This window comes from Flavobacteriales bacterium TMED191, from assembly GCA_002171975.2.
In the GTDB taxonomy this organism is placed as follows: Bacteria; Bacteroidota; Bacteroidia; order Flavobacteriales; family TMED113.
This window is the reverse complement of the sequence record NHIO02000040.1, coordinates 19,449-44,194: the sequence shown is the minus strand read 5'-3', so window position 1 is coordinate 44,194 and position 24,746 is coordinate 19,449. Positions and strand designations below refer to the sequence as shown.

Here is a 24,746-nt window from a genome sequence, read left to right as displayed (position 1 = left end):
TTTATCATATAAATACTAGTTTCTATATTTAAATCTTTACTACATTTACTGTAAATAATTTTAAAATGAAGATATCATATAATTGGTTAAAAGATTATCTAGATTTATCAATTGGTTCAAACGATTTAGCAGATATTTTGACTTCCACTGGTTTGGAAGTTGAAGGTGTTAGTCAGGTTTTTTCTTCATTTGAGCACTTGGTTGTGGGCAAGGTTATAGATTGTTATCAGCACCCAGATGCTGACAGATTAAAGATAACAAAAGTAGATGTTGGTCATAATATAAATCAAATTATTTGTGGTGCTCCTAACGTTAGAAAGGGCCAGTATGTAGTTGTAGTGTTGCCAGGAAATTATTTAACTAATATTAAAGGTGAATCTTTTAAAATTAAAAAAACTAAAATTAGAGGAAAGTGGTCCGAAGGAATGATTTGTGGAGAGGATGAAATTGGATTAGGATATAATCATGAAGGTATTATAGAATTGACAAAAGATTGTAAAGTGGGAGATTTGGTGTCTAATTATTTTAAGGTAAATAAAGATCAAGTTCTTGACATTGGATTAACTCCAAATAGAACGGATGCTTTTGGTCATATTGGTGTATGTAGAGATCTATATGCTTACTTTATGCATAGGTCTAAAAAAATCAATTTTACTCTTCCTGATACATCTTTTTACAAGGCTGGGGAGTCCAATCTTTCATTAACTTTAGATAATCAATCTAGTGATTTATGTTCCCAGTATTATGGTGTCTGCATTGATAATGTTAATGTGAAGCCATCTCCAATCTGGTTGCAGTCTAAGCTTATTTCAGTCGGATTAAAACCTGTTAATAATATTGTTGATATAACAAATTATGTTTTACATGAAACAGGTAGTCCCTTGCATGCATATGATTATGATAAGATTGAAGAATCTAATTTAATTATTAGAAGGGCCAAAAAGAGTGAATTATTTCGAACCTTGGACTCTAATGAGATTAGTTTATCTTCAGAAAACTTAATTATATGTGATAAAAATAAACCCTTGTGTTTAGCCGGCATTATGGGTGGAATTGATTGTAATGTTAACAGTAAAACTCAACGTATATTTTTAGAGAGTGCTTTTTTTAACTCTTCTAATGTACGAAAAACTTCAAAACAATATGGTATACAAACAGACTCTTCATATCGTTTTGAAAGAGGTGTGGATTATAATAATAGTTTATTTGCTTTACATAGGTCGGCTTTATTAATCAAGGATATTTGTGGAGCTAAAATTGGACAGGAAGTGTCCTTTACTACTTCACAAATGAATTATAATGAAATTGATTTCTCATTTAAGTATTGTTTTAATATTCTTGGACATAAAATAGACCAAAATAATATTTTATCAATTTTAAAGCATTTAGATTTTGAAATTTTAACACAAACAGATGATATTATTAAGTTAAAAGTGCCTAGTTTTAGAGTTGATGTTACTAGACCAATAGATGTGGTAGAAGAAATTTTGCGAATTTATGGTTATAATAATGTGCCTGAGTCAAAATATATAAAATTTCAGCCAACTATATCTTCAACTATTTCTAAGAATGATATTAAACTTCATATATCAAGTTTATTAGCTTCCAAAGGTTTTTGTGAAATTCAAAATAATTCTTTGACATCTGAAAAAACTACCAGGTTTGATGGTGAGTCTAAGTTAAGTCCAGTTAAGTTGTTGAATCCTTTAAGCAATGATTTAGCTATCATGAGGACCAATATGTTCTCAAGTGCTTTAAATGTGATTCACCATAATTTAAACAGACAGATATTTAATTTAAAAGTTTTTGAATTTGGAAAAGTTTATGGTTTATGTGATAAGAATAAATATCATGAAGACGAACATCTTACGATTTGTGTGACAGGTATTTTTAAAGGTGGAAGTTGGAATGATAAAGCCAAGAAGATTGATTTTTTTATAATTAAGGGGGTGTTAGATCAAATTATACAAAAAAGTAGTCTCTCAGTTAATGATTTATCGCTGCTTGATACTCCTAAGAGTTATAGTTCTTTAAATTCATCCTATTTCTTTAAAAAAGAAGTGATAGCTGAGTGCGGAATGTTTTCTAATGAATTCTTACAACTTCATGGGATAAAAAAAGATGTATATTTTATTGATATTCATGTTAATTCGTTTTTCAAGTACTTTAGTTCACATAATACGCAATACAGTCCTATTCCAAAATTTCCATCTATTAAAAGAGATTTGTCATTGTTAATCGATAAAGATATTTCTTTTTTTGAGATAAAAAATTTGATAAATAATTTAAATATTTATTTGTTAAAAAAGATTGATTTATTTGATGTTTATGTTGGTGATAAAGTTGATGAAAATAAAAAATCATACTCTTTATCATTTTTATTTCAAGACAAAAAGAGAACTCTTACAGATCTAGAGGTTGATAAAATTATGAAACGAATTTATAAGAATTTAAATTCTAAACTTAGTATTGAGTTAAGAGACGGAGAACTTTAATGAGATGTTTAACCGTGTAACTTAACATCTTTTGCTGTAATTGTATCTTCAGATAAAATGATTAGTCTTTCAATTACATTTCTTAATTCCCTAATATTTCCCGGCCAATTATATTCCTTAAGCATTGAAATTGCATCACTATCAATATGTTTTTTTACAACACCATGACTTTTACAAATTACTTCTAAAAAGTAATCTACTAATAATGGAATATCTTCACTCCTTTCTTTTAAAGAAGGCATCTGAATAGGAATTACACTTATTCTATGTAAGAGGTCTTCTCTAAAATTTTTATTTAAAATTTCATCTTGTAGGTTTTTATTTGTTGCAGCAATTACTCTTACATTAATATTGATTTCTTTTTCACCCCCGACTCGACTTATTTTATTTTCTTGTAGTGCTCTTAGAACTTTGGCTTGTGCAGACAAAGACATGTCTCCAATTTCATCAAGAAATAAAGTTCCTTGATCGGCTAATTCAAATTTGCCTTTTTTTAATTTATGGGCAGATGTAAATGATCCTTTTTCATGTCCAAATAATTCACTTTCTATTAATTCAGAGGGAATGGCTGCACAATTAACCTCAATCATTGGGATTTTTGACCTGTTACTTTGCCTGTGAATGGAATGGGCAACTAGTTCTTTACCAGTTCCATTTTCGCCTGTAATAAGTACTCGAGCTTCAGTTGGGGCAATTTTTTCAATTATATTTCTAATGGCATTCATTTTTTGTGAATCACCAATCATATTATCTTTATTACCAAATTTTTTTCTTAAAATTTTATTTTCCTTTTTGAGTGTTTGGTTATTTAAGCCATTTCGAATTGTAGTTAACAGTCTGTTTAAATCTGGTGGTTTTGATATATAATCAAAAGATCCTTTTTTAATACATTCAATAGCTGTCTCTATGTCACCATGGCCTGAGATCATTACAAATGGTGTGTCAATCCCCAAGTGTATGCTTTTCTCTAAAACCTCAATGCCATCCATTTTTGGCATTTTAATATCACAAATAATTAGATTATAATTTTTTTCAGTGATTTTTTTAAAACCTTCTTCACCATTAGATGCTTCATCAATTTGAAACTTTTTGTTTTCATCTAATAATATATTTTTTAAAACATTTCTTATGGCAATTTCATCTTCTATAATTAATATTTTCTGCATGATTTTAAAAAATAATTAATTAAACATTTCTTTGACTTTTTCAAAAAATGACTTTTGATTTTTAGGTTGGGGCTTAAATTCCTTTGCATCATTTTGTTGTATAAAAAAGTCTTTTTGATCTTTATTTATTTTTCCAGGGGTCCATATATTAATGTGGACCAATAAGTCACCTTTTGTTCTAGATTCAATATCAGTGATTCCTTTGGCCTTTAATCTTAAAATTTTTCCACTTTGTACACCATTTTGTATTGTGATTTTCGCTTTCCCTGAAATAGTTGGTATTTCAACTTCACATCCTAAAATAGCATCAGGAATACTAATATATAAATCATAATGTAGGTTTCTGCCTTCTCTTTTAAGATCGGGATGAGGTTCTTCCGTGATCAATATGTGTAAATCACCAGGAATACCCTGGTAAGGTGCATGGTTTCCTTTTTGACTGATTTTTAGTTGCATCCCTTCAGAAACTCCTGCTGGTATTGTTATTTCAGTTAATTCTTCTTTCTGGATCATTCCTTGCGCATCAGTTTGAGGAGAACGTTTTGTAATTACTTTTCCACTTCCTTGACAATTTCCACATGTTGATGTAGTTTGCATTTGACCTAAAATTGTATTAGCGATTTTTGTAACAGTTCCCCTCCCGCCACAAACAGTACATGTTTGATATTGTGTATTTGGATCAGGGACTAAACGTTTTATTTTAATTTTTTTTGTTACTCCTTCATGGATTTCTTTTAAACTTAATTTAATACGAATTCTTAAATTACTTCCTTTATTTATTCTTCGGTCTGATGTTTGGCGACCAAATGCACTTCCAAAAATATCTCCAAAAATATCTCCGTGTTGCTCAAAGATGTCACTCATGTTAGAAAATCCTCCAAAACCTCTTGAGCCAGACATTCCCTGATGCCCAAATTGATCATATCTTGATTTTTTTTCAGGATTACTTAAAACTTCATATGCTTCTGCCGCTTCTTTAAATTTCTCCTCTGCTGCTTTGTCGCCCTCATTCCTATCAGGGTGATACTTGACTGCAAGCTTTCTGTAAGCTTGTTTAATTTCTTTATTGTTAGCGTTTTTTGTTACGCCAAGCACTTCATAGTAGTCTCGTTTACTCATTTTCCAATTATTACTTTGGGGTACCTTATAATTTTTTCATCTAGTAAATAACCAGCTTCAATTTCTTCAATGACCTTGCCTTTTTTCTTTTTGTCTTTGACATCTAGGCTGCTGATAGCTTCATGTTTTTCTACGTCAAATGTTTCAAGAGTTTTAATTTCTATTCTTTTTAAATTATGTTTAAATAAGATATCTTGAAACTTTTGGCTAATCAATAAATAGCCCTTTACATCTTTTTCATTAGTTTTTTTTGCTCTATCAAAATCATCTAAAATAGTTAGTATTGGATTAACAATGCTTTCCTTGCCATATTTAATTGAGTCTTGTTTCTCCTTTCGTGTGCGTTTTTTATAGTTTTCAAATTCTGCAGCTAGTCTAAGATATTTATCTTTTAGTTCACTTATTTCATTTTCAAGAGTTTTTATTTGAGCTTTTGTTTTTTTAGCCATAGTTTTTTTAATTTAATTAAAAATGTGTCAAATATCTAGCCAAACTACAACTTGATGACATAATGACACACTTTATATTCTTTCAATTGATGCTCCAAGTGCCTGAAGTCTTTTGTCAATATCTTCATAACCTCTGTCAATCTGTTCAATGTTATGAATAACACTTGTTCCTTTTGCAGATAATGCAGCAATTAATAATGAAATCCCTGCTCTTATGTCAGGAGATGTCATGACAGTTCCTTTTAATGAATATTCTCTATTTATTCCAGTTATAGTTGCCCTGTGTGGATCACATAGAATTATTTGCGCTCCCATTTCTATCAATTTATCTACAAAAAACAATCTACTTTCAAACATTTTTTGATGAATTAAAATATTCCCATTTGCTTGAGTAGCAGTAACAAGAATAATACTTAATAAATCAGGTGTAAAGCCTGGCCATGGTGAGTCTGAAATAGTTAGAATTGAGCCATTTATAAATTTTTTAATTGTATAATTTTTTTGTTTTTTTACAATAATATCATCCTTGTTTAATTCAATTTTAATGCCCATCTTTTGAAAAACAGTAAGTATGTTTCCTAGATTTTTGATTGAAGCATTTTTAATTCTAATTTCAGACTGGGTCATAGCAGCTAGTCCAATCCAACTGCCTATTTCAATCATATCAGGAAGAATTTTGTGATTGCAGCCAGATAATTTTTTCACCCCTTTAATTTCTAATAGGTTTGATCCTATTCCTGATATTTTAGCGCCCATTGAGTTTAGCATTTTACATAATTGTTGAATGTAAGGTTCACATGCAGCATTATAAATTGTTGTTAATCCTTTTGCTAAAACTGCTGTCATTATGATATTAGCTGTTCCGGTTACTGATGCTTCTTCTAAAAGCATATAGTTTCCGGTTAGTTTATTGCAACTTAATTCATAAGATTCATTAGTGGTTTTTTTAAATACCACACCTAGTTTACTTAGTCCTGTAAAGTGAGTGTCAAGTCTACGGCGTCCTATTTTATCTCCACCTGGTGGATATAAAATTGCTTTTCCAAATCTACCAATTAGGGGTCCCATAATCATAATTGATCCTCTAATTTTTTGACTATTTTTTTTAAAATCGTCGTTTTTCAAGTAGTCAATGTTTATATTTTTAGCTTCAAAAGAATAGGTTTTTTTGTTTTTTTGTACAATATCAACACCTAATCCTTTGAGTATATCAATTAGGCACATCACATCAATAATATTTGGAATATTACTAATAGTTATTTTTTTGTTTGTTAACAAAGTTGCAGATATAATTTGAAGTGCTTCATTTTTAGCACCTTGTGGTTGGACTGAACCAGATAATTTTTTTCCACCAATAATTTTAAAGCTTCCCATTTATTTTCTTGTGTAATGTTTTTTTTGTGATTTTTTGTAAAATGTTTTTTTTCGGATTGGATTGTGAGTTTGATATACAGGAATAACTTTAGTTTTGTCTAAATTGAGTTCCTTTTGGGCAAAGTGTTCCAGATCAGACCATATTTGGAAATCTTGGACATTTGACTGATTCCAATTGAGGAAAGATCGTTTCATTTGTTGAGCTATGTGATTTAAAAGATAGCTTCTAAGTTTTTCATCACTAATTTTTACAGCTTCATGAATAAGTTCAATAATTAATTTTCCATAATGTTTAAACTTTACAGTCCCTTGAGTATTATCTATTCTAGCAGATTGACTTGCTTTTGTTTCTAATGAGGGTTTTGGGTAAGGTGAGTTTATTTCGAGTTTATTTTGACACATAATTTGTAAATGATCCCATAATTTATGTCTATATTCTTCTGCATCTCTTAAGTGAGGATTGAGGTTCCCCATAATATTAATTAACACCATGGCTTGTTGATTCCTTTTTTGTTCATTTTTAATTCCCATTAAACTATTTGCCATTGAGTGAATATGTCTTCCGTATTCAGGAATAATTAGTGGAGATAATTCAGTATTATATTTCATCTGTTAATATTTAAATAAAGTTGCAAACTTATGAAAGTTAATGAAGTTTTCTTGTAAAGATTATAATATAATCTCAAATTTAGCAAATTTAGTTAATAAAGTTTTTAATCCATGTTCATTAAACATAACTGTGATTTTTTGATTGCCATCACTGTTATCAATTTTTTGAATATTACCATATCCAAAGATATTATGCTTTATTTTCATTCCAACTTTAAGGTTTCTTTTATCTTGATATTTTTCATTTGCAATTTTTCTTAATCCGGTTGGATTAATTTTTTTTGGAATTGTTATTTTATTAATTTTTCTTTTTCCAAAGAATGAGTAGTTTTCGAATTCATTTTTTAATTCTTTATCAAGACAATGTTCGATATTGTCAATAAACATACTTCTTTCAGATTGTTGTATTGTTCCAAATTGGAATCGATTTAAAGAGTAAGATAAAGTAACTTTTTTACTTGCACGTGTAATTGCGACATAGAGTAGTCTTCTTTCTTCCTCCACACCATTTGGAACTTTAATGCTTCTTTGTGACGGAAATAGTCCGTTTTCAAGTCCAACAATGTATACATATGGAAACTCTAATCCTTTTGATTGGTGAATAGTCATAAGAGAAACTTTACTTTCATTAGTTTTATCCTCTTTAGTTTCGTCGAGTGATATTTCGTTGATAAAATCTGCAAGCGAATTGTTATTCTTTTTTAAAGAAAACAATTTTAAACTATTGAATAATTCGCTTATGTTTTCAATTCTGTTGATATTTTCGTCAGTTGGGTCATCCTTAAGTTTTCTAACTAAACCAGTCGTTTCAATTAATAGTTCAGCAGTTTCAAAAATATTATTGTCAGATTTAATTAGGTTTTTTATGATTTCTTTAAATATAACCAGCTTGTTTTTAGTTCCTGCATTAATTTGAATCTCATCAAAAGTTTCATCGTTAAGTGTGTTCCATATAGATTTTTTTTCATCAGTTGCCTTGTTTCTCACTTTATCAATAGTGGTAGAGCCAATTCCTCTAATTGGATAATTAATGATTCTTAATAAAGATTCGTTATCGTCAGGATTTAAAATCAATTTAAAATATGCCATTATATCTTTAATTTCTTTTCTCTGATAAAATGAAAGACCACCATATATTTTATATTTAATGCCTCTTCTTCTTAGTCCGTCTTCTAGGACTTTTGATTGACTGTTATTTCTATAAAGTATGGCATGTTTATGATTTGTGGCAGGCTGATTAGAAATTAATCTATGAATAATTTCAGCAGTTTTATCGCCTTCAATTCGGTCATTGTAGTATTCGATTAATTGAACTGGTTCACCTTTTTCATTTTCACTAAATATAGTTTTTTCAATTTTTTGTTTATTAAAATTTATAAGAGTATTTGCCGCATGAACTATATTTTTTGTAGATCTATAATTTTGTTCTAGTTTAAATTCTCTTACGTTGCTATAGTTTAATTTGAAGTTAAATATATTATTGATGTTTGCACCTCTAAATGAGTATATACTTTGAGAGTCATCTCCTACAATACATATGTTTTGATATTTTTGACCTAGAAGTTGTATTATTGCATCTTGTACTTTGTTGGTGTCTTGGTATTCATCGATCAAAATGTATTTAAATAATTCCTGATACTCTTTTAGTATTTCTTTATTGCTAGAAAATAAATTATAAGTATTGATTAGTAGGTCATCAAAGTCCATTGAGTTTGATTGAGCACATAATTCACAATATTCTTGGTATATTTCAAAAAACTTTTCTCGTTTATTAATTTTATCATTTTGCATTAACTCATAATTGAGTTTATATTTTTTGCTGTCAATTAGTTGGTTTTTCATAATTGATATTTTAGAAAAAATATATTTTGCATTGTAATGCTCTTTATCTAGGTTACGATCTTTTATTATTCTTCGAATTATTTTTACAGAGTCTTCATTGTCATATATCGTAAAGTTGAACTCGTAGCCTAAAGAATGTGACTCATTTCTAAGAATTTTTGCAAAAACAGAATGAAATGTTCCCATCCAAACTGAGTAGGCTTCCTGCGTATTCGTAATGTTGTATACACGCTGTTTCATTTCATTTGCAGCTTTGTTAGTAAATGTTAAAGCAAGGATGTTTTTAGGTTTTATACCTTGATTAATTAAATGGGCTATTCTCTCAGTAATTACACGTGTTTTACCCGATCCAGGACCAGCAATAATTATAACTGGCCCTTCTATTTGCTGTACTGCACTTTCTTGTTGTGGGTTGAGTTGGATAGCAGAATTGTCTTTATTCATTGAGTACTTTTTTAAACAGTGAAATTTTTGATAAAATTATTATTATTTACAATATTATCACTCAAATTCAATTTATTTATTTTAATCAATTAATTTTTCATGTTGCACATTTTGTATTTTCCATAACACACTTGCTATCAGAGTTTTACAAAAAAAATAATATTTTAATTTTTTAAAAAAATATCTTCAAGGGTAAAAAAAAGAAAAATTAGGTTTGATATAAGGATTAAAATTTATAGATTTGCAAACCATTTTTGAAAATGGATTTTTAATATGATTTATAACAGATTTAATTTAAAATAATATGCCCACTATACAACAATTAGTTCGAAAAGGTAGAAAGTCATCGGTTAAAAAGAGTAAGTCCTTGGCATTAAGTGCGTGTCCTCAAAGACGAGGGGTCTGTACTAGGGTTTATACTACTACACCTAAAAAACCAAATTCTGCAATGAGAAAGGTTGCAAGAGTTAGATTAACAAATGGATATGAGGTAAATGCATATATCCCTGGTGAAGGACACAATTTACAAGAACACTCTATTGTATTAGTAAGAGGTGGGAGAGTGAAAGATTTACCAGGTGTGAGGTATCACATAGTTAGAGGGGCATTAGATACTGCTGGGGTAGAGGGAAGAAATCAAAGAAGATCCAAATATGGAACAAAAAGAGCTAAGAAAAAATAATTAATTAAGTAAAATTTATTAAGTGAGAAAATCTAGAGCAAAAAAAAGAATTTTATTACCAGATCCAAAATTTGGAGATAAGTTAGTAACGCGATTTGTGAACACGATGATGATGAGTGGTAAAAAGAACTTAGCATTTAAAATCTTTTATGATGCTATGGAAATTGTTGAAAAAAATAATCCATCTGATGAGGAGTCGTCTGTTGATGTCTGGAAAAAAGCATTATCAAATGTAATGCCACAAGTTGAAGTTAGGAGTAGAAGAATTGGTGGAGCAACATTTCAAATCCCAATGGAAATTAGACCTGAAAGAAAAGTCTCTATGGGTATGACCTGGATGATAAAATTTGCGAGAAAAAGAAATGAGAAATCTATGGCTCAAAAATTGGCCGCAGAAATATTAGCAGCATATAAGGAAGAAGGAGCCTCTATTAAGAAGAGATCAGAAGTTCACAAAATGGCTGAAGCAAATAAAGCATTTTCACATTTTAGATTTTAAATAAATATATTATGGCGCAAAGAGATTTAAAATATACAAGGAATATAGGTATTATGGCCCACATAGATGCTGGTAAGACAACAACAACGGAAAGAGTTTTGTATTATACTGGTTTAAGTCATAAAATTGGTGAGGTTCATGACGGTGCTGCTACTATGGATTGGATGGAACAAGAACAAGAGAGAGGTATAACAATTACTTCTGCTGCAACGACAACAAACTGGAAGTTCCGAAATGAGGAATTTAAAATGAATATCATCGATACTCCTGGTCACGTTGATTTCACAGTAGAAGTTGAAAGGTCCTTAAGAGTTTTGGATGGAGCTGTAGCTTTGTTTTGCGCATCTGGTGGTGTTGAGCCACAATCTGAAACTGTTTGGCGTCAAGCTGATAGATATAACGTTCCACGAATAGGCTTTGTAAATAAAATGGATCGAATCGGAGCAGACTTTTTTAGATGTGTTGATCAGGTTAAGGAAAGACTCAATGGTAATCCAATTCCTTTACAAATTCCAATTGGAGCAGAAGATGATTTTAAGGGCGTAGTTGACTTAGTTACTATGAAAGGAATTATTTGGAATGAGGAGGATTTAGGGATGACCTATAAAGAAATTGAAATTCCTGAAGAACTTAAATCTATTGCTACTGAATGGAGGGAAAAGATGTTAGAAGCTGTAGCAGAATCAGACGAACAATTAATGGAAAAATATTTTGATGATCCATCATCAATCACTTCTGATGAAATTGAAGGTGCAATTAGAAAAGCTACATTGAATATGAGTATTACTCCTATGCTGTGCGGTTCGGCCTTTAAGAATAAGGGAGTTCAAACTCTATTGGATAACGTAATGTTATATTTGCCTAGTCCATTAGATGTTCCATCAATTACAGGTGTTAACCCCAAAACAGACGAAGAAGTAGAAAGAAAACCTGAAAATTCAGAACCTTTCGCAGCACTAGCATTTAAGATTGCTACTGACCCATTTGTTGGTAGGTTATGTTTCTTTAGAGTATATTCTGGTGTTTTGCCTGCAGGTTCGTATATATATAATACTAGGTCTGGATCTAAGGAAAGGATCTCTCGTATATTTCAAATGCATTCAAATTCTAGGAACGCTTTGGATAAAATCGAAGCTGGGGATATTGGCGCAGCTGTTGGTTTTAAAGATATTAGAACAGGTGATACTCTTTGTGTAGAAAATGAACAAGTTGTTTTAGAGTCCATGGATTTTCCTGATCCAGTAATTGGAATTGCTGTTGAACCAAAAACACAAAATGATGTAGATAAATTAGGTGTTGCATTAGGTAAACTTTCAGAAGAAGATCCGACCTTTCAAGTTAAAACAGATCACGACACAGGTCAAACAATCATATCAGGGATGGGAGAATTGCATTTAGAAGTACTTGTTGATAGACTTAAAAGAGAATTTAATGTTGAATGTAATCAAGGAGCACCACAGGTAAATTATAAAGAAGCTATTAAAGGTTCAGTTGAACATAGGGAGGTTTATAAAAAACAAACGGGTGGTAGAGGAAAGTTTGCAGATATTATATTTTCAATTGAGCCTAATGATGATAAAGAAAATCCAGGTCTGATTTTTATTGATAAGGTTAAGGGAGGTAACATTCCAAAAGAATTCATCCCTTCTGTTAAAAAAGGATTTGAAGATTCCATGAAAAATGGTGTTTTGGCTGGTTACGAAGTTGATTCAATGAAAGTAACTTTAAAGGATGGTTCGTTTCATGCAGTTGATTCGGATCAGTTGTCTTTTGAAATTTGTGCAAAGTCTGCTTTCAGAGAAGCATTGCCAAAATGTCAGCCAGTATTGCTGGAGCCATTTATGAAGCTTGAAGTTGTTACTCCTGAGGCAAACATGGGTGATGTAATAGGTGATTTAAATAAACGAAGAGGTTTAATTGAAGGGACAAGTGAAAGAAGTGGTGCAACAATTGTAAATGCAAAAATTCCATTATCAGAAATGTTTGGGTATGTTACAGATCTTAGAACAATAACTTCTGGTCGTGCTACATCAACTATGGAGTTTAGTCATTATGATCAGGTTCCTAAAAATATTGCGGATGAAGTAATAGCTAAAAATAAAAAAGTAGAAGCATAAGATATGAGTCAGAGAATAAGAATAAAATTAAAATCATATGACTATAATTTAGTCGATAAATCTGCAGAGAAGATAGTTAAAACTGTAAAATCTACAGGAGCAGTGGTTAGTGGACCTATTCCACTTCCAACCAATAAAAAGATATTTACTGTTTTAAGGTCACCTCATGTTAATAAAAAATCAAGAGAACAATTTGAATTGAACTCTTATAAAAGATTATTAGATATATATAGTACTTCAACTAGTACGGTAGATGCACTAATGAAATTAGAGTTACCAAGTGGTGTTGAAGTAGAAATAAAAGCTTAGTTATGGCAGGTATTATAGGAAGAAAAATTGGAATGAGTAGTTTTTATGATGTAAAAGGAAAAAATATTCCTTGCACTATGGTAGAAGCTGGACCATGTATTGTTACACAGGTCAAAGATATTGACACTGACGGTTATGCATCTGTGCAATTAGGTTTTGATGATAAAAAGTCTATCAAAACTACAAAGTCAGAGCTAGGACATGCAAAAAAAGCTAACACTTCTGCAAAAAAGATGTATTTAGAATTTGAAAATAATTTTACAGAAACTAGTGATGATGGCAAGGTTAACAAAAGAGATATTAAGTTAGGTGATATTGTAAACGTCGATTTATTTAAGGAAGGTGAATATGTCGATGTTACTAGCACTAGTAAAGGAAAGGGGTTTCAGGGCGTTGTGAAAAGACACGGTTTTGCTGGAGTTGGTGATGCTACACATGGTCAACACAATAGAATGAGAGCACCTGGGTCTATTGGTGCTGCATCTTATCCAGCTAGAGTATTTAAAGGCATGCGTATGGGTGGACGTATGGGCGGCAAGAAGGTAACAGTTAAAAATCTACAAGTATTAAAGATTTTGAAAGAAAAAAATGTAATCATATTAAAAGGTGCTGTTCCAGGACCTAATAATGGATATTTAAATATTACAAACTAATGAAATTACCAGTATTAAATATTAAAGGAAAAGACACAGGAAGACAAGTTACTCTTGATAAGTCCATATTTGGTGTTGAAGCTCACAATCATTCTGTATATCTAGCAGTTAAGCAATTCAGAGCAAATAATAGACAAGGAACTAGTAAGTCAAAGGAAAGAGGTGAAATAACTGGTAGTACACGAAAAATTAAGAAACAGAAGGGGACAGGAACCGCTCGTGCAGGAAGTATTAAAAATCCGTTGTTTAGAGGTGGAGGTCGTGTTTTTGGACCTATTCCTAGAGATTATAATTCTAAGTTAAATAAGAAGGTAAAGAATTTAGCACGTTTTTCGGCTCTAAGTGATAAAGCGAATTCTAAAAACCTACTAGTTGTAGAAGATTTTGATTTCAAAACTCCAAAAACTAAGGAATATATTGCCCTTTTAAATAACTTAGGTGTAGTAAATGAAAAGACTATGCTGGTTTTATCTGAGAATAATAAGTCTATTATATTATCAGCGCGAAATTTATCAAAAACTAATGTCGTGTCTGCAAGTGAAATAAATGTTTATAATATTTTAGATGCCTCTAAATTAATTATAGTTGAAAGTGCATTGAAAAATTTAAAAAAATAATTTAAATGGATTTAATAATAAAACCTTTAGTAACTGAAAAAATAACAAATCAAACAGAACTCTTTAACAGATATGCATTTGTTGTATCTAAATCTGCTAACAAAATTGATATTAAAAAATCAATAGAGGGTCTTTATGATGTTAAAGTTAAATCCGTGAGAACTATGAATTATTATGGTAAAAGTAAAAGTAAATTTACTAAAGCAGGTGTTGTTCGGGGTAAAAAAAGTGCTTTTAAAAAAGCTATTGTTGAATTAATTGATGGAAATAGTATAGATTTTTATAATAACGTGTAATTATGGCAATAAAAAAAATAAATCCTTTAACACCTGGTCAGCGTTTTAAAGTTGTTACAACATTTGATGATGTAACCGCTTCAAAACCTGCAAAGGCTTTAACAAAAGTAAAGACTCGAAGCGGAGGAAGAAATAATGATGGTAGAATGACAATGAGGTACCTAGGAGGTGGTCACAAGAAGAAATATCGAATTATTGATTTCAAACGAGATAAGTTTGGAATTCCTGCAACTGTAAAGACTATAGAGTACGATCCCAATAGAACAGCTAGAATTGCACTTTTGTTTTATGCTGATGGAGAAAAAAGATATATAATCGCTCCTAAAGACTTAGAGGTTGGTAGTCAATTAATTTCAGGCAAAGGTATAGCGCCAAATATTGGTAATACGCTATTTCTTTCGGATATTCCATTAGGTACTACTGTACATAATGTAGAGCTTTCTCCTGGAAAGGGTGCTTCTTTTGCAAGAAGTGCAGGAGCAGGAGTGCAGTTAGTTGCCAGAGAGGGAAAATATGCAACATTAAAGTTACCAAGTGGTGAAACAAGATTAGTTTTGGTTACTTGTTTAGCTACTATAGGTGTCGTATCCAACTCAGAACACGGTTTGCAAAAATCAGGAAAAGCGGGGCGAAACAGATGGTTTGGTAGAAGACCAAGGACAAGAGGTGTAGCTATGAACCCTGTTGATCATCCTATGGGTGGAGGTGAAGGAAAAGCATCAGGTGGACATCCTCGATCTAGAAACGGAGTTCCAGCCAAGGGATTTAAAACAAGAGCTAAGAAAAAGTTATCAAATAAATATATTGTAAAACGCAGAAAATAAAGTATGGGAAGATCGTTAAAAAAAGGACCTTATGTACATTATAAACTACTAAAAAAGGTAGAAGCTAATGTGGCTAGTAATAAAAAGACTGTTATTAAAACGTGGAGTAGATCTTCAATGATTATTCCAGATTTTGTTGGTCAAACTTTTGCTGTGCACAATGGCAAACAATTTGTTCCAGTGTTTATAACAGAAAATATGGTAGGACATAAACTAGGAGAATTTTCACCAACTAGGTCATTTAGAGGTCACGGAGGTAAGAAAAGATAATATTAAGTATAGTTAAATGGTAGATAAAAAAACAAATAATACAATTGAAAAAACAAGCTCATTTGACAGAAAAGAGGTAGTTGCAAAATTAAAAAATTGTCCTACTTCACCTAGAAAAATGAGACTAGTTGCAGATCAGATTAGAGGTGTCAATATTGATAAGGCATTGATTTTATTAAAACATAGTACAAAGGAAGCTTCAATTAGATTAGAGAAGCTATTACTTTCAGCAATATCTAATTGGCAAATGAAACATGGATCTGAAAGTAGTGAGTTAATTATTACAAAAATATTTGTTGACTCTGGTAGAATGCTAAAAAGAATGCAGCCTGCTCCACAAGGTAGAGCACATAGAATTAGAAAACGTTCAAATCATGTAACAATAATGGTCGGTTTAAAAGATATAAATTAATTATGGGACAAAAAACAAATCCAATAGGCAATAGACTAGGTTTTATAAGAGGTTGGGATTCAGCTTGGTATGGTGGTAAAGATTTTGGTGATAGAATTTTAGAAGATTATGAAATACGTAAATACCTTCACGCGAGATTAAAAAAAGCTAGTGTTTCAAAGATTGTTATTGAAAGAACATTGAAAATTATCACAGTTACAATTAGTACATCTAGGCCAGGTCTTATTATTGGAAAGGGAGGACAAGAAGTTGATAAATTAAAAGAGGAATTAAAAAAAATCACCTCCAAAGAAGTTCAGGTTAATATTTATGAAATTAAACGTCCTGAACTTGATGCTAAGTTAGTTGCTAGAAATATTGCCAATCAAATTGAAGGTAGATTTCCATATAGAAGGGCAACAAAGATGGCAATTGCAGCCGCAATGAGAATGGGAGCTGAAGGTATAAAAGTACAAGTTTCAGGAAGGTTAAATGGAGTCGAGATGGCTAGGTCTGAAATGTATAAAGAAGGCAGAACCCCTCTCCATACATTTCGTGCGGATATTGATTATGCCATTGAAGAAGCACTAACAACATATGGTTTAATTGGAGTTAAAGTTTGGATATGCAAAGGCGAGGTTTATGGTAAGCGGAGTTTGACACCCATTGAAACAATTGTTGTAGGTACTAAGAGAGGTTCAAATCGTGGTTCAAATCGTGGTTCAAGTCGTGGTTCAAATAGAAGTTCGAATCAAAGAAAAAAAAATAGATAATAAATAAGTATTATGCTACAACCAAAGAAAACAAAATATAGAAAAAGTCAAAAGGGGAAAATGAAAGGTAATGCTCAACGAGGAGCAACCTTAAATTTTGGTTCTTATGGCATCAAGTCCTTGGATGAATGTTTTGTTACAGCTAGGCAGATAGAGGCAGCACGTATTGCTGCCACCAGATATATGAAAAGAGAAGGGCAACTTTGGATCCGTATCTTTCCAGATAAAGTACTTACTAAAAAACCTGCTGAAGTTAGAATGGGTAAGGGAAAAGGAGCCCCAGAATATTGGGTTGCTGTAGTAAAGCCTGGAAGGATGTTGTTTGAATGTGATGGAGTGAGTGAAGAGATTGCTTCAGAAGCTCTTAGGTTAGCTGCACAAAAATTACCAGTTAAAACAAAATTTATTAAAAGACGGGATTTAATTAATTAATTATGGCTAATAAAAACTTAATAAGTGAGATGACTNATTTGGAACTTCTAAAGAAATTAGAAGACGATAGAGCTTCATTTAAAAAAATGAAATTATATCATAAAACTGCCACTTTGGATAATCCAATATCATTAAGATCAAGAAGGCGAGAAATTGCAAAATTGTTAACAGAGATTAATAAAAGAAAAATAAAATGAGTGATAGAAAACTAAGAAAAGAAAGAGTTGGTGTTGTTTCAAGTATTTCCATGGATAAGTCAATTATGGTTGCAGTAGAAAGACGTGTTAAACACCCTAGATATGAAAAGTTTGTTAAAACAACATCAAAATTTATGGCTCATGATGAAAAAAATATATGTAATGTAGGAGACACCGTTTCTATTATGGAAACACGTCCTATGAGTAAACGTAAATGTTGGAGATTAGTTGAGATTTTAGAAAAAGCAAAATAATATGTTACAACAAGAATCATTATTAAACGTCGCAGATAACACAGGTGCAAAAAAAGTACTTTGCATTAGAGTGCTCGGAGGAACAAAACGAAGATATGCATCTTTAGGAGATAAAATAGTTGTGTCTGTTAAGTCTGTTTCTCCCAATGGGACAGTTAAAAAGAAACAAGTTACAACTGCTGTTGTGGTTAGAACAAGAAAAGAAGTTAAGAGATTTGATGGCTCTTATATTCGATTTGATGATAATGCATGTGTTTTACTAGATACTAATGGTGAAATGCGTGGAACTAGGGTGTTTGGTCCAGTCGCTAGAGAATTAAGAGACTCCAATAACATGAAGATCATTTCTTTGGCCCCCGAAGTATTATAATATATATATGATGAAAAATATGTTAAAAAGTAGAATAANAAAAGGAGATTCCGTAAAGGTTATGACTGGAAAGTCAAAAGGCCATGTAGGTAGGGTTATTGCAATGGTTCCTAATAAATCTGTTGCATATGTTGAGGGTGCCAGTATTGTTAGCAGACATACTAAGCCTAATGCACAATATCCAGATGGGGGAATTATAAAAAAAGAATCACCAATTCATNTATCTAATTTAATGTTAGTAGATGAAAAAGGTAATCCATCTAAAGTAGGCGTTAAATTTGATAAAAAAACGGGAAAGAAAAATCGATTTTTTAAAACAACAGGAGAACTTTTAAAATGAAAAAATATACACCTAGATTAAAGGAAAAATATAACAAAGATATTATTCCAAAGTTAAAAAAAGACCTTGATTATGCAAATGTCATGCAAGTTCCAAAACTTAATAAGATTTGTATTAATCAGGGAGTTGGACAAGCAGTTAATGATAAAAAATTAATTGAGATTGCAAGCGAAGAAATGACTAAAATTACTGGTCAAAAGTCTGTTGTTGCATTGTCTAAAAAAGATATATCTAATTTTAAACTACGAAAAGGAATGCCAATTGGGGTAAAAGTGACTCTTAGACGTGAACGTATGTATGAGTTTTTAGATAGATTTATTTCTGTTTCTTTGCCTGGTGTAAGAGATTTTCAAGGAATTAGTCCAAAAGGATTTGATGGTAGAGGTAATTATACNCTAGGTATCAANGAACAGATAATATTTCCTGAAATAAAAGTAGATGAAATAAAAAAAATAACAGGACTAGACATCACTTTTGTTACTTCTGCAAAATCTGATAAAGAAGGTTTGGCGTTGTTAACAGAACTAGGTTTACCATTTAAAAAAACAAATTGATATGGCAAAAGAATCCATGAAAGCAAGAGAGGTTAAGCGACAAAAATTAGTTGCGAGGTACTCAAAAAAAAGAGAAGAACTTAAGGCAGCTGGTGATAATATTGGTTTACAAAAGCTACCTAAGAATTCTTCCCCAGTTAGGTTACATAATAGATGTAAAATTACAGGAAGACCAAAAGGTTACATGAGAATATTTGGTATCTCTCGTGTTATGTTTAGAGAAATGGCAAATAAAGGGTTAATACCTGGTATTAAAAAATCAAGTTGGTAAAATAAATAGATTATGATAACAGATTCAATAGGAAATTATTTAACATCAATTAGAAATGCTATACTTGCCCAACATAAAGTGGTTAGTGTACCTTCTTCTAATATTAAAAATGCAATAACAAAGGTTTTGATGGATCAAGGATATATTTTGAATTATAAATTCAATAAAGAAGGTTCAAAAGAAATGATACAGATTGCGCTGAAATATAATTCAATTACTAGTGTTTCGGCAATTAAAGGTATTGATAGAATTAGCACACCTGGTTTAAGAAAGTATAGTAGTGCTGATCAATTACCAAGAGTTTTAAATGGTTTAGGTGTNGCGGTTATTTCTACATCGCAAGGCATNATGACTGATAAAAAAGCAAGAAAATTAAATATTGGTGGCGAAGTAATTTGCCATGTGTATTAATATGATAAAAATAAAGATATGTCAAGAGTTGGTTTAAATCCTATTACAATACCTGATGGTGTTGAATTTAATTTTTCAGAACAACTATTTTCTGCAAAAAGTCAGAAAGGTAGCTTATCTATAAAGCTAACCGCTGGTTTCAATGTTGTAAAAGATGATTCAGGTACACTAAATATAAAGAGACCTGATGACACAAAAGGAAGTAGAGCTAAACATGGATTGTACCGCGCTTTGATTGCAAATATATTCGAGGGATTATCTTTAGGTTTTAAAAAAGAGCTTGAGTTGCATGGTGTTGGATACAGGGCTTCAAATAAAGGACAAATGTTAGANTTATCTTTGGGGTATTCTCACAATATCATATTAGAAGTTTGTAAAGAAGTTATTCTAAAAACTGAATCTGAAAAAGGGAAAAGCCCTAAAATTATATTAGAATCGTTTGATAAAGAATTAATAGGCTCTGTAGCAGCAAAAATTCGTTCGTTTAGAAAACATGATCCTTATAAAGGTAAGGGAATTCGTTTTGTTGGTGAAAGAGTAAGAAGAAAAGCTGGTAAGACAGCAAGTTAATTATGTAAATAATTGTTAGTAATGATAGATAAACAAAAAAGAAGAGCAAAGATAAAAAAAAGAATACGTGGTGTAATTAATGGAACAAATGATTTTCCACGGTTAACTGTTTTTAGAAGCAATAAGGAGATATATGCTAGTTTAGTCGATGATGCAGGTGGAACTACTCTATGTTCTGCATCTTCCTTAGAAAAGGATATAGCAAGTAAAAAAATGACAAAAATTGAACAAGCCAATTTAGTTGGTAGTGTAATTGCAAAAAGAGCTGTTTCTGTCGGTATAAAAAAATGTGCTTTTGATAGAAATGGTTATTTATATCATGGTCGTGTGAAATCATTAGCAGATGGTGTAAGGAAAGGAGGATTAAATTTTTAATAGTATGAAGACAAAAATAAATATACAACATGTAAGACCGGGTGGTTTAGAGTTAATCGAAAAGGTAGTTAGTATTCAACGTGTTACTAAGGTTACAAAAGGAGGAAGAACATTTAGTTTTTCAGCAATTGTAGTTGTTGGAGACGAAAACGGTGTTGTTGGTTATGGCCTTGGAAAAGGTAAAGAGGTGACATTGGCTATCACAAAGGCAACTGATAATGCCAAGAAAGAACTAGTTCGTATTCCTATTTTGAATGGCACTATTCCACACGAACAATATGGCAAGTATGGTGGAGCAAAGGTTTTTATTCGCCCTGCATCTAGTGGTACTGGTGTTATTGCTGGAGGTGCAATGAGGTCAATAATTGAAGCTGTAGGGATTAAAGATATTTTAGCAAAGTCTAAGGGGTCTACAAATCCTCATAATTTAGTAAAAGCAACTGTAGAAGCATTAGTTAATCTAAGAGATGTTAATGAGATAGCAAGTATTAGAGGAATTTCAGTAAATAAAGTATTTAATGGCTAATATTATGAAAATAAAAATCAAACAAATAAGAAGTGGAATAAATAGGCCTTCTAATCAGAAAAAAACTCTTAAAGCTCTTGGTTTAAAGAGAATTAATCATGTAGTTGAACATGAGTCTAGTCCACAAATTTTAGGTATGGTTAATGTTGTGAATCATTTAGTAAGAGTAGAAAAATAAATTAAATATTAAAATATGGATTTATCAAATTTAAAACCTGCAGAAGGATCTATTAAAAAGGCTAAACGTATAGGAAGAGGTCAAGGGTCAGGTAGAGGTGGAACATCAACAAGAGGTCATAAAGGACAAAAGTCTAGATCAGGATACTCCAGAAAAAAAGGTTTCGAAGGAGGACAAATGCCACTACAACGACGGGTTCCTAAGTTTGGATTTACAAATCCAAATAGAGTTGAGTATCAAGCTGTCAACTTAGGTGATATACAAAAATTATCTGATGCTAAAAAAATAAAAGATAGTTTAGATTTATCTATGATGATTGACTTGGGTTTAGCTAAGAAAAAGGAATGCGTTAAGATTTTATCTAAAGGAGAGTATAAAATAAAATTAAATATCATTGCTCATAAATTTTCGGCATCTGCCAAAAAAATAATTGAAGATAATGGTGGAAGTGTTACTATTGTAGAATAAAAATTATGAAAGCTTTACTGAGTACATTAAGAAATATATGGAAAATAGAAGATTTAAGATTACGAATCTTTACCACCTTAGGCTTTGTCTTAATTTATAGATTAGGTTCTTTTGTTACCTTACCAGGTATTGATCCCAATCAATTGCAATTATTAGAAAGTCAGACCTCAGATGGTCTTCTTGGTTTATTAAATTTATTTACTGGTGGAGCGTTTTCTCAGGCCTCTATTATGGCTCTTGGAATCATGCCTTATATTTCTGCCTCAATTGTTATCCAATTATTAGGTGTAGCAGTTCCATATATTCAAAAATTACAACGAGAAGGTGAAAGTGGAAGAACCAAGATAAGTCAGTTAACTCGTTATCTAACTATAGTAATAACTGGTGTTCAGGGTCCTGGTTATATTGCAAATATACAAGCAACACTTCCTGAAAGTGCATTTTTTTACAATATGACTGATCAATTATCTCAAACTGGTTTTTTTGTGTCAAGCATGCTAATTTTAGTTACAGGTACCTTGTTTGCTATGTGGCTTGGCGAGAAAATTACAGATCGAGGAATAGGTAATGGTATTTCATTATTAATAATGATTGGTATTATTGCAGCATTACCACAAGCATTTGCATTTGAATTTGTTACTAAAATAAATAGTTCAGGTGGAGGACTAGTGATGCTTGTTATTGAATTAGTCTTAATTTTAGCAGTTATTTTATTATGTATTTTATTAGTACAAGGGACAAGAAGAATCCCAATTGCCTATCCGAAACAGATGATGGGGCAGAGATTTGCTGGTGCTAGACAATATATTCCATTAAAAATAAATGCAGCTGGAGTTATGCCTATAATTTTTGCCCAAGCAATAATGTTTATTCCTATTACTTTTGCAGGATTTTCGACATCAACTGCTGCTAGTGGCTTTGTGCAAGAATTTTCAGATTTTGCTGGTTTTTGGTATAATTTTGTTTTCGCAATATTAGTTATCGTATTTACATATTTCTATACAGCTATAACTGTTAATCCTGATCAAATGGCAGCAGATATGAAAAGAAGCGGTGCAACAATTTACAATTTGAAGCAAGGAAAACCAACTGCTAAATTTTTGAATGAAACAATGACAAGGATTGTGTTACCAGGCTCATTTTTTCTTGCATTTGTAGCAATTTTACCTGCTTTTGCTATGAGAGCTGGCGTTAATCCACAATTTGCACAATTTTATGGTGGTACATCTTTATTAATTATGGTTGGTGTAGTTTTAGATACAGTACAACAAATTAATGCACATTTATTAAATCGACATTATGACGGTTTAATGAAAAAAGGAAGACGAACAAGATCAGGAATGTAGTATGATATTTTTAAAAACATATAAGGAAATTGATATAATGAGAGAAAGTTCATTGTTAGTTGCACGAACTCATGCCGAATTAGCTAAGGTGATAAGACCGGGTATCACTTCTTTATATTTAGATAATTTAGCAGAGGAATTTATTAGAGATAACGGAGGGCTTCCAGGATTTAAAGGTTACAATGATTTTCCTTATACTTTATGTGTATCACAGAATGAAGAAGTTGTACACGGAATGCCATCAAATAAAGAAATTAAAAACGGTACAATTTTATCTATTGACTGTGGTGTCTTGATGAATGGTTACTATGGTGATTCAGCATATAGTTTTTCAGTAGGCGAGTTAACTCTAGAAAAAAAGAGACTTTTAGATGTGACAAAAGAGGCATTGGATAGAGGTGTTATTGCTGCAAAATTTGGTAATACTATTGGAGATATAGGCTTTACAATTCAAAATTTTGCAGAGTCACATGGTTATTCAGTTGTAAGAGATTTAGTTGGTCATGGAATAGGGAAACAATTACACGAGTCTCCAGAAGTGCCAAATTATGGTAAAAAAGGTATGGGTAGTATTTTGGAAGATGGAATGGTATTAGCAATTGAGCCTATGATTAATTTAGGCTTACCTGATATTATTCATAAAAATGATGGTTGGACAATTGTTACTAAAGATGGTCTTCCATCTGCACATTTTGAGTATACTGTTGCAATAAAAAAAGACAAAACAGAAGTTTTATCTCCTTTTAATTTAATTGAGAATGTTTTAAACTAGTATTTATGGTAAAGCAAATGTCAATAGAACAGGATGGAATTATTAAAGAATCATTGTCTAATGCAATGTTTAGGGTAGAGTTAGAAAATGGGCATATTATAACCGCTCATATTTCTGGGAAAATGAGAATGCATTATATTAATTTACTTCCCGGAGATAAAGTTAAAATAGAAATGTCACCCTATGATTTGTCAAAAGGTAGAATAACATTTAGATATTAAAATTAATATATATGAAAACAAGAGCATCAATAAAGAAAAGAACTTCTGACTGCAAGTTGGTTAGGCGTAAAGGCAAATTATATATAATAAATAAAAAGAACCCAAAGTTTAAACAAAGACAAGGTTAATAACTAATTAAAATTATTATTATGGCTAGAATAGCAGGTGTTGATATACCAAAAGATAAACGAGGAGAAATCAGCTTAACTTATATTTATGGGATTGGAAGAAATAGATCCCGTGAAATCTTAGACAAAGCTGGTGTCGATTTTAATACTAAGGTAAGTGATTGGAAAGATAATCAATTACAAAAAATTAGAGAAATTATCTCTGATCAATATACTATAGAGGGAGAATTAAGATCTGAGGTCCAATTAAATATAAAACGTTTAACTGATATTGGTTGTTTTAGAGGAATAAGACACAGGATAGGGTTGCCTTTAAGAGGACAAAAAACTAAAAATAATTCACGAACTCGTAAAGGAAAAAGAAAAACAGTCGCTAATAAGAAAATGGCAACCAAGTAATACAA

General features: G+C 31.2%; 36 protein-coding genes. 30 read left to right on the top strand and 6 right to left on the bottom strand.

Annotated elements, in window-relative coordinates:
• Nucleotides 1-65: 65 nt before the first annotated feature.
• Nucleotides 66-2,495, top strand: a complete 2,430-nt coding sequence (locus tag CBD51_004810; GenBank protein RPG58674.1) for a phenylalanine--tRNA ligase subunit beta — start codon at nucleotides 66-68, stop codon at nucleotides 2,493-2,495.
• Nucleotides 2,496-2,503: 8 nt separating this feature from the next.
• On the opposite strand, the gene CBD51_004805 is transcribed toward CBD51_004810, so the two are convergent.
• From CBD51_004805 to CBD51_004780, 6 genes are all read right to left on the bottom strand, one after another.
• Nucleotides 2,504-3,661, bottom strand: coding sequence for a sigma-54-dependent Fis family transcriptional regulator (locus tag CBD51_004805; GenBank protein ID RPG58673.1), 1,158 nt, complete (start codon nucleotides 3,659-3,661; stop codon nucleotides 2,504-2,506).
• Nucleotides 3,662-3,676: 15 nt separating this feature from the next.
• Nucleotides 3,677-4,780 carry a molecular chaperone DnaJ gene (gene dnaJ / locus CBD51_004800; GenBank protein ID RPG58672.1) on the bottom strand — a complete coding sequence of 368 codons (1,104 nt, stop codon included), beginning with the start codon at nucleotides 4,778-4,780 and terminating at the stop codon, nucleotides 3,677-3,679.
• Nucleotides 4,777-5,229: a nucleotide exchange factor GrpE gene (locus tag CBD51_004795; GenBank protein ID RPG58671.1), complete on the bottom strand. Its 453-nt coding sequence runs from the start codon at nucleotides 5,227-5,229 to the stop codon at nucleotides 4,777-4,779. Before CBD51_004795 ends, dnaJ begins: the two co-directional genes overlap by 4 nt.
• Nucleotides 5,230-5,301: 72 nt before the next feature.
• The gene (gene murA / locus CBD51_004790) at nucleotides 5,302-6,603 is read right to left on the bottom strand and encodes a UDP-N-acetylglucosamine 1-carboxyvinyltransferase (GenBank protein ID RPG58670.1); all 1,302 of its coding nucleotides are present in this window, start codon (nucleotides 6,601-6,603) and stop codon (nucleotides 5,302-5,304) included.
• The gene (locus CBD51_004785) at nucleotides 6,604-7,212 is read right to left on the bottom strand and encodes a DUF4290 domain-containing protein (GenBank protein ID RPG58669.1); all 609 of its coding nucleotides are present in this window, start codon (nucleotides 7,210-7,212) and stop codon (nucleotides 6,604-6,606) included.
• Between the two features lie 60 nt (nucleotides 7,213-7,272).
• Nucleotides 7,273-9,498 (bottom strand): ATP-dependent DNA helicase, encoded by a 2,226-nt coding sequence (locus CBD51_004780; GenBank protein RPG58668.1) that lies wholly within the window; start codon nucleotides 9,496-9,498, stop codon nucleotides 7,273-7,275.
• A 304-nt stretch (nucleotides 9,499-9,802) separates the two neighbouring features.
• Here CBD51_004780 and CBD51_004775 point away from each other — a divergent pair, with 304 nt between their 5' ends.
• The 29 genes from CBD51_004775 (at nucleotide 9,803) to CBD51_004635 (ending at nucleotide 24,741) form a co-directional block, all read left to right on the top strand.
• A complete protein-coding gene (locus CBD51_004775; GenBank protein RPG58667.1) occupies nucleotides 9,803-10,180 on the top strand; it encodes a 30S ribosomal protein S12 in 378 nt (125 codons plus the stop codon).
• A gap of 22 nt (nucleotides 10,181-10,202) precedes the next feature.
• On the top strand, nucleotides 10,203-10,679 hold the full coding sequence (locus CBD51_004770) for a 30S ribosomal protein S7 (protein RPG58666.1): 477 nt from the start codon (nucleotides 10,203-10,205) through the stop codon (nucleotides 10,677-10,679).
• A gap of 11 nt (nucleotides 10,680-10,690) precedes the next feature.
• The gene (gene fusA, locus CBD51_004765; GenBank protein ID RPG58665.1) at nucleotides 10,691-12,796 is read left to right on the top strand and encodes an elongation factor G; all 2,106 of its coding nucleotides are present in this window, start codon (nucleotides 10,691-10,693) and stop codon (nucleotides 12,794-12,796) included.
• Nucleotides 12,797-12,799: 3 nt separating this feature from the next.
• A complete protein-coding gene (locus CBD51_004760; GenBank protein ID RPG58664.1) occupies nucleotides 12,800-13,105 on the top strand; it encodes a 30S ribosomal protein S10 in 306 nt (101 codons plus the stop codon).
• Between the two features lie 2 nt (nucleotides 13,106-13,107).
• Complete coding sequence (locus tag CBD51_004755; GenBank protein RPG58663.1) at nucleotides 13,108-13,758, top strand: 50S ribosomal protein L3; 651 nt, start codon at nucleotides 13,108-13,110, stop codon at nucleotides 13,756-13,758.
• Nucleotides 13,758-14,375 carry a 50S ribosomal protein L4 gene (locus CBD51_004750; GenBank protein ID RPG58662.1) on the top strand — a complete coding sequence of 206 codons (618 nt, stop codon included), beginning with the start codon at nucleotides 13,758-13,760 and terminating at the stop codon, nucleotides 14,373-14,375. Before CBD51_004755 ends, CBD51_004750 begins: the two co-directional genes overlap by 1 nt.
• 5 nt (nucleotides 14,376-14,380) lie before the next feature.
• The gene (locus tag CBD51_004745) at nucleotides 14,381-14,671 is read left to right on the top strand and encodes a 50S ribosomal protein L23 (protein RPG58661.1); all 291 of its coding nucleotides are present in this window, start codon (nucleotides 14,381-14,383) and stop codon (nucleotides 14,669-14,671) included.
• Nucleotides 14,672-14,673: 2 nt separating this feature from the next.
• Nucleotides 14,674-15,495: a 50S ribosomal protein L2 gene (locus CBD51_004740; GenBank protein ID RPG58660.1), complete on the top strand. Its 822-nt coding sequence runs from the start codon at nucleotides 14,674-14,676 to the stop codon at nucleotides 15,493-15,495.
• Nucleotides 15,496-15,498: 3 nt separating this feature from the next.
• A complete protein-coding gene (locus tag CBD51_004735) occupies nucleotides 15,499-15,765 on the top strand; it encodes a 30S ribosomal protein S19 (GenBank protein ID RPG58659.1) in 267 nt (88 codons plus the stop codon).
• Between the two features lie 16 nt (nucleotides 15,766-15,781).
• Nucleotides 15,782-16,177, top strand: coding sequence for a 50S ribosomal protein L22 (locus CBD51_004730; protein RPG58658.1), 396 nt, complete (start codon nucleotides 15,782-15,784; stop codon nucleotides 16,175-16,177).
• Between the two features lie 2 nt (nucleotides 16,178-16,179).
• A complete protein-coding gene (locus CBD51_004725) occupies nucleotides 16,180-16,929 on the top strand; it encodes a 30S ribosomal protein S3 (GenBank protein ID RPG58657.1) in 750 nt (249 codons plus the stop codon).
• A gap of 12 nt (nucleotides 16,930-16,941) precedes the next feature.
• On the top strand, nucleotides 16,942-17,361 hold the full coding sequence (locus CBD51_004720) for a 50S ribosomal protein L16 (GenBank protein RPG58656.1): 420 nt from the start codon (nucleotides 16,942-16,944) through the stop codon (nucleotides 17,359-17,361).
• Between the two features lie 2 nt (nucleotides 17,362-17,363).
• Nucleotides 17,364-17,558 carry a 50S ribosomal protein L29 gene (gene rpmC, locus CBD51_004715; protein ID RPG58655.1) on the top strand — a complete coding sequence of 65 codons (195 nt, stop codon included), beginning with the start codon at nucleotides 17,364-17,366 and terminating at the stop codon, nucleotides 17,556-17,558.
• A complete protein-coding gene (locus CBD51_004710; protein RPG58654.1) occupies nucleotides 17,555-17,812 on the top strand; it encodes a 30S ribosomal protein S17 in 258 nt (85 codons plus the stop codon). The genes rpmC and CBD51_004710 overlap by 4 nt, the downstream gene beginning before the upstream one ends.
• A 1-nt stretch (nucleotide 17,813) precedes the next feature.
• Nucleotides 17,814-18,182 carry a 50S ribosomal protein L14 gene (locus CBD51_004705; protein ID RPG58653.1) on the top strand — a complete coding sequence of 123 codons (369 nt, stop codon included), beginning with the start codon at nucleotides 17,814-17,816 and terminating at the stop codon, nucleotides 18,180-18,182.
• Between the two features lie 19 nt (nucleotides 18,183-18,201).
• Complete coding sequence (locus CBD51_004700; protein RPG58652.1) at nucleotides 18,202-18,522, top strand: 50S ribosomal protein L24; 321 nt, start codon at nucleotides 18,202-18,204, stop codon at nucleotides 18,520-18,522.
• Nucleotides 18,519-19,076 (top strand): 50S ribosomal protein L5, encoded by a 558-nt coding sequence (locus CBD51_004695; protein ID RPG58651.1) that lies wholly within the window; start codon nucleotides 18,519-18,521, stop codon nucleotides 19,074-19,076. Before CBD51_004700 ends, CBD51_004695 begins: the two co-directional genes overlap by 4 nt.
• Nucleotide 19,077: 1 nt before the next feature.
• A complete protein-coding gene (locus tag CBD51_004690; GenBank protein RPG58650.1) occupies nucleotides 19,078-19,347 on the top strand; it encodes a 30S ribosomal protein S14 in 270 nt (89 codons plus the stop codon).
• Nucleotides 19,348-19,359: 12 nt separating this feature from the next.
• Nucleotides 19,360-19,758 (top strand): 30S ribosomal protein S8, encoded by a 399-nt coding sequence (locus tag CBD51_004685; GenBank protein ID RPG58649.1) that lies wholly within the window; start codon nucleotides 19,360-19,362, stop codon nucleotides 19,756-19,758.
• Between the two features lie 18 nt (nucleotides 19,759-19,776).
• On the top strand, nucleotides 19,777-20,328 hold the full coding sequence (locus CBD51_004680) for a 50S ribosomal protein L6 (protein RPG58648.1): 552 nt from the start codon (nucleotides 19,777-19,779) through the stop codon (nucleotides 20,326-20,328).
• Between the two features lie 21 nt (nucleotides 20,329-20,349).
• The gene (locus tag CBD51_004675; GenBank protein ID RPG58647.1) at nucleotides 20,350-20,703 is read left to right on the top strand and encodes a 50S ribosomal protein L18; all 354 of its coding nucleotides are present in this window, start codon (nucleotides 20,350-20,352) and stop codon (nucleotides 20,701-20,703) included.
• Between the two features lie 4 nt (nucleotides 20,704-20,707).
• The gene (locus CBD51_004670) at nucleotides 20,708-21,229 is read left to right on the top strand and encodes a 30S ribosomal protein S5 (protein ID RPG58646.1); all 522 of its coding nucleotides are present in this window, start codon (nucleotides 20,708-20,710) and stop codon (nucleotides 21,227-21,229) included.
• Entirely contained in the window at nucleotides 21,222-21,407 is a 186-nt protein-coding gene (locus CBD51_004665) for a 50S ribosomal protein L30 (protein RPG58645.1), read from the top strand. The genes CBD51_004670 and CBD51_004665 overlap by 8 nt, the downstream gene beginning before the upstream one ends.
• Before the next feature lie 15 nt (nucleotides 21,408-21,422).
• Complete coding sequence (locus tag CBD51_004660; protein RPG58644.1) at nucleotides 21,423-21,875, top strand: 50S ribosomal protein L15; 453 nt, start codon at nucleotides 21,423-21,425, stop codon at nucleotides 21,873-21,875.
• Nucleotides 21,876-21,880: 5 nt separating this feature from the next.
• The gene (secY, locus tag CBD51_004655; GenBank protein ID RPG58643.1) at nucleotides 21,881-23,221 is read left to right on the top strand and encodes a preprotein translocase subunit SecY; all 1,341 of its coding nucleotides are present in this window, start codon (nucleotides 21,881-21,883) and stop codon (nucleotides 23,219-23,221) included.
• A 1-nt stretch (nucleotide 23,222) separates the two neighbouring features.
• Entirely contained in the window at nucleotides 23,223-23,993 is a 771-nt protein-coding gene (map, locus tag CBD51_004650) for a type I methionyl aminopeptidase (GenBank protein ID RPG58642.1), read from the top strand.
• 5 nt (nucleotides 23,994-23,998) lie between these two features.
• Nucleotides 23,999-24,214, top strand: a complete 216-nt coding sequence (locus CBD51_004645; protein ID RPG58641.1) for a translation initiation factor IF-1 — start codon at nucleotides 23,999-24,001, stop codon at nucleotides 24,212-24,214.
• An 11-nt stretch (nucleotides 24,215-24,225) separates the two neighbouring features.
• Nucleotides 24,226-24,342, top strand: coding sequence for a 50S ribosomal protein L36 (locus tag CBD51_004640; protein RPG58640.1), 117 nt, complete (start codon nucleotides 24,226-24,228; stop codon nucleotides 24,340-24,342).
• A gap of 21 nt (nucleotides 24,343-24,363) precedes the next feature.
• Nucleotides 24,364-24,741, top strand: a complete 378-nt coding sequence (locus CBD51_004635) for a 30S ribosomal protein S13 (GenBank protein ID RPG58639.1) — start codon at nucleotides 24,364-24,366, stop codon at nucleotides 24,739-24,741.
• The last annotated feature ends 5 nt before the right edge of the window (nucleotides 24,742-24,746 follow it).